We start from the raw sequence: 4,008 nt of genomic DNA on the forward strand, positions 1-4,008 counted from the left end.
CAAAGTTTCAAAGCCTTCTTCGGCGTTCTCGGACTATATTCTCAAATCACCAAATGGAATACGGTTGGCCAGGTTCTTGGCCTCTGATCTTCTTCTCATATATCGCGTCAAGCTCAAGTCGCCCCGCTAGCCTGTCCGTTCCTCCTGACCTGACAAAGGCTTGTCCCCGAAGCATGTATGGGGGTTGTCTCCGACATCAACCTCAATCAGCAGTATCTCCTCACCCCCGCGTTCTTTCCTCTCGAAGTGCAACCTAAGGAGTGGCTCGATTGAGTTGTCAACAGAGTCTCTTATCCTATCTTCGAGCTTTGGGTCCTGTACTCCAATGAGGGACCAATTGTCATCTACGCCAACCATGATCACACCCCCCTTTCGTGTTGGCAAGAGCTGAGACAGACTCATGGAACTCACTGGACTTATCTGGATTGAACTGTCTCTTAAACCCGACAAATTGGTTCTCTCCCTGCCTGAGGTAGTTGTCAATGTCTCTTCCGTTCCAGTAGTAGAGACCGGAGAACTTTTCGTCCAGATGTGAGTGCTCCCTGTATTCAGCAAAGAAACCGGCAATACATTCTGTGATGCCCTTCTCAATTGGGTCATCCGTCATAGCTCACGTCTCCGAGTCGGGTGTCTGCTCTTGTCCCTTCACTGCTCTAAGCCCGCTTTCCACTGTGAGTGTGGCCAGGTCGTCACCATCCATGAGCCGAATCTGAAACCCTCGCTCCTCTTGCACTTCCTCGGCGAACCGCTTGGCCTCTTCCGAGAATGTTCCAGACGTGACCACCATGCCGAAATCGGCTCCTTCGGCTTCCATCCCTGAAATCAGTTCCTTGACAGCAGAAGGCCCCACTGGAGGCTCCGGTGTGAAGTGCTTTGCCTGGACAGCAATCGTCGCCTGGAAGACCTCTGCAACCCTGAAAGTGGCCACGACATCGGCACCAGCATCCTTCTGTCGGGGTACGACCCTTGCGTCCGAAGCCCCAAGGGATTCTAACACATTCTTCACAAGTCTCTCGAAGCCATAGGAATCCACGCGGCCAGAGTGCAGCTCGTGGCGCGCCGCATCGACAAGTCCGCTCTTCAAATCGAGCGCGAAGGTCGGCTTCTTTCCGATCTCGGCCAGACGAACGACCTCTTCTATTTCGGATACTAGGTCGTCCGCCCGAACTGAAGTCCCCTGGACCTTCATTCTGGACTGAAGTGCCGCTCTTGCCCATGACCGAGGAATTGGTTTCTTCTCGTTCCGCCAGACCACGGATCGGCGGTGCCCGGTGTCCTCATCAATCTTGTCCTTGTCGAGGTACGCACCCCCTCCGGCAACATGAGCGACATAGAAGCCCGACCCATGAGGCACGACGACCAGGTCCCCTTCCTCCATCTCCCAGATGAACCTCCAGAGATTCCCCGCCGCACTTCCAGACCGACAGAAGCTCTCGTCGTCCTTGTAGAACTCATCGTGCACAATCTGCCTGAACTCCTTCCAGCTTAGCTTCTTGTCCGTCAAACCATCCGCGGTGCTCCAGCCTATTATCAGCGTGTCGGATTCCAGTGCCTCCGGCACCTGATCGACGCCGCCAGGGGCAATACGAAGCACAAAAGCCTTCTTCTCTCCCATACACTCACCTCCAATACTCAACTTAGAAAGGAGCTTCCTCGCAATCTCCAGTCTTGCCGTTGGACAATCACAGGCCTCTCCCTCCTCGTTGTCCGCGATTGTCCCTCCACTACTTGTTGCTTTCGTGAAAGCAGCTTTCTGAGATTGCTTCAGGCGCGACACAGGCTTCTTGTCATCACCTTCGCCAAGCATTTGAAGTGCATCATCATGCGAACCCGTTCACGGATTCCTCGGCGATGAAATGAACTGCTGGAGGCGATGACCGACTACCATAAGTACGGCTCGGACATGTCCCTCCATCATAAGGAGTCCTGGAGGGTCGATGATGGGCAAACAAGGTGATATGCATGAGAGGATGTGTGAGGAAATCGTCCAGACACTGCTGAAGAGGCCATTCAAGGTGGACTCAATCTACCTGTCCCACCGATGTGGCGAAATCGAGCGGAAGAATCCTGGTCGAGTCGCACTGTACAGGCTCAAAGATGATTCGGAGAAGAAAGGAAGGGTGAACAAGGTCAAGGAGCCTGATATCACCGTTCGAAGGGATGGAGCACTTCTCTTCATAGAGGTGGAAACCGACAGCTCCCCCAAGGTTGCGATTGGGGACCTGCATTGTATAGACGCATCCACTCATATCTGCTTTGAGAGCGGGGGCACACCTGTGGCGTTCGACAGATGCCTGGCTATGGTCGTACTCGACAACTTCAAAGACGGTTCCTCAAAGAAGAATCAGTTCAGTAATTTGCAGGATGCACTGCAGTTCTGCGGGTCAGTCAAAGGTGTCCGGATTTGCGAGATCTCGGAGTTCTCGGAGTCCCTCAGGGACCTGATTGGCGATGAATCCGCAAGGCGTTCCAAGGCTATGAAGCAAATCGCAGAAGAAGTCGGAGACGAAGAGAGGATAAGAAGGATTGGGGAAATACTGGAATACAACTTCAGCAACGAGGACCTTCTTCTTCGGGCTCTCACGCGCCGGGACCTAGCTGAGAAGCTCACTCAGAAAGGGAAGACAGGGAAGGAGGTCGAACATCAGGAAGCACTCGCTACGCTCGGTGACGCAGTACTGAAGGCTGTGCTCACCGAGCACCTCTTCGACTCGGGCTACGAAGAGAAGGGAGAGATCACTGACAAGAGAATCGATAAGGAGAAGAACGAGTACCTGGCGAGGGCGGGTGCGGTCCATGATCTCACGCAGCTGATGAAGACAACACCGGGAGAACGGAAGTCAGGTGCGGACAGAAGCGAGAAAGCATTGGCAACGACGGTTGAGGCACTGATTGGTGCGACCTATCGCGACGGCAACTTCCATGAATCCAAGAAGGCCACAAAGAGACTACTGATGATTCGATAAGCCCCCCTCCCACTATCGCTGCATGGTCATGATGAGCTGTGAGTTCTGCAGCAGGTAATTCCGTATCGCGTGGACGAGCATGTGGTCGTTCAGCTGCGTGGCGAAGTTCACGTAGCCCTCGCTGACCTATCTCCTGTCCCCGGTCCTGAGCCAGTTGCTAGATTCTCACATGGAGGAAGAATACAAGACACTGCCTAGGGTTCCTGAGCACTGGGGCCCGACACTCACAGTCGAGCGCACCTAGTTCAGCTTCTCCAAGCTTCCAGACTCGTCCAAGAAGTAGAACTCCACGTTGTCGACGAGACCGCCATACCTCTTCAGCCACTCCTCAGGAACTCTCCTGTCATTGCCGAAGACCAGGAATCTCCTGTCAACCTCAGTCTTCTCCAAAAGCCATACGTGTTCGGCAATTACGGAGAATTTCGCCGGCGGTAAGGACTTCCCTCTAACCATCGTCAAATACTTGGCATCACCCGCGATCTTGCGATCGGAGGACACAAAGTCGAAGAGCTTTGGACAACCGCTGAGCTGCCCTGGTCTCAAGTCCATGTTGAAGTACTGAGACATCACTTCCCCGGAGAACTGCTCGAAACTTCGCGAATTCATCACTTGCCCCTGAGAAGGTCGTTCACCCACCTCTCTCCTAGATGCTTCCATTTTCTTACACCTCCCAAATATCACGTTCTCGTTCTCGAAATCAACAGACTCCACTTCCCATCCTGCGCTAATCCATCCATCCATTGCTTGCACATGCGTCGGATCATTCGCCCACCACGGACGGTATCTGAATGCTGACGCGGGCAGAGGAAAGCCAAGAATCTGCTCGACCTCTCGGAAGGAAAGCGTTTGCTTGTCATCCTTCAAATCGCTCAGGTGATGCCCGAATGATGAGTACTTCCCCATCGAATCACATTCTCTCTATCACTTTATTAATGAGAAAAGGGATATCTGGAATATTAGTGTTTCCCTAGATTCAGTAAGAGAGGTTCAGGAAAACGCTCACAGTCGTGAGGAGTAAGCATATGGAGATGTCTTCTTCAGC

5 protein-coding genes are annotated in these 4,008 nt (G+C 53.1%); 1 reads left to right on the top strand and 4 read right to left on the bottom strand.

Annotation, left to right across the window (positions count from 1 at the left end; all coding sequences use genetic code 11):
* Positions 1–126: 126 nt before the first annotated feature.
* Genes LN415_09565 through LN415_09575 form a run of 3 tightly spaced genes read right to left on the bottom strand, consistent with a single transcriptional unit; the run spans position 127 to position 1,615 of the window.
* Positions 127–402, bottom strand: coding sequence for an ATP-binding protein (locus LN415_09565; GenBank protein ID MCJ2557332.1), 276 nt, complete (start codon positions 400–402; stop codon positions 127–129).
* Entirely contained in the window at positions 341–607 is a 267-nt protein-coding gene (locus tag LN415_09570; protein MCJ2557333.1) for an ATP-binding protein, read from the bottom strand. Before LN415_09570 ends, LN415_09565 begins: the two co-directional genes overlap by 62 nt.
* Positions 608–610: 3 nt before the next feature.
* Positions 611–1,615 carry a restriction endonuclease gene (locus tag LN415_09575; protein ID MCJ2557334.1) on the bottom strand — a complete coding sequence of 335 codons (1,005 nt, stop codon included), beginning with the start codon at positions 1,613–1,615 and terminating at the stop codon, positions 611–613.
* 322 nt (positions 1,616–1,937) lie between these two features.
* Between LN415_09575 and LN415_09580 the strand changes: the two genes are divergently transcribed.
* Positions 1,938–2,966, top strand: a complete 1,029-nt coding sequence (locus LN415_09580; protein ID MCJ2557335.1) for a ribonuclease III domain-containing protein — start codon at positions 1,938–1,940, stop codon at positions 2,964–2,966.
* Positions 2,967–3,206: 240 nt separating this feature from the next.
* Here LN415_09580 and LN415_09585 read toward each other — a convergent pair whose 3' ends face one another.
* Complete coding sequence (locus LN415_09585) at positions 3,207–3,830, bottom strand: hypothetical protein (GenBank protein ID MCJ2557336.1); 624 nt, start codon at positions 3,828–3,830, stop codon at positions 3,207–3,209.
* Positions 3,831–4,008: the final 178 nt, after the last annotated feature.

Source organism: Candidatus Thermoplasmatota archaeon, from assembly GCA_022848865.1.
GTDB lineage: Archaea > Thermoplasmatota > Thermoplasmata > RBG-16-68-12 > JAGMCJ01 > JAGMCJ01.